Source organism: Streptomyces beijiangensis (assembly GCF_017315755.1).
GTDB lineage: Bacteria > Actinomycetota > Actinomycetes > Streptomycetales > Streptomycetaceae > Streptomyces > Streptomyces beijiangensis.
In genome coordinates, this window is the sequence record NZ_JAFLRJ010001165.1 from 1 (window position 1) to 285 (window position 285).

Below are 285 nucleotides of genomic sequence, written 5' to 3' on the forward strand. Positions count from 1 at the left end.
GGGGAGGGGAGGGGCGCCCCTACTCGTAACTGATGTCCGAGGCCGTGAACTTGCAGTACGTGCCGTCGGGGCCGCTGCCGGTCTCCTTCGGCTCGGCGCCGGTGCTGTTGCCCGTGTAGCGGACGCAGGTCTTGATCTTCTTGCTGCTGTCGCCGTGGATACGGATGTTGCGCAGCGAGACCGTGTCGCCGTAGTTGGTGTTGATGCCGGCGATCGCCTTGCCCGGCGCCGTGATGTCGACGTCGTTCACGATGATCGTGCGCTGGTACTGCTTGGAGCAGTTGC

The 285-nt window shown here is 64.9% G+C and carries 1 protein-coding gene; it reads right to left on the minus strand.

Translation table 11 applies throughout. The features are described 5' to 3' along the window. Window positions 1-19: 19 nt before the first annotated feature. Window positions 20-285, minus strand: a 266-nt coding sequence (locus J0695_RS41010) for a pectate lyase (RefSeq protein WP_206969890.1), incomplete at its 5' end; no start/stop codon positions are given.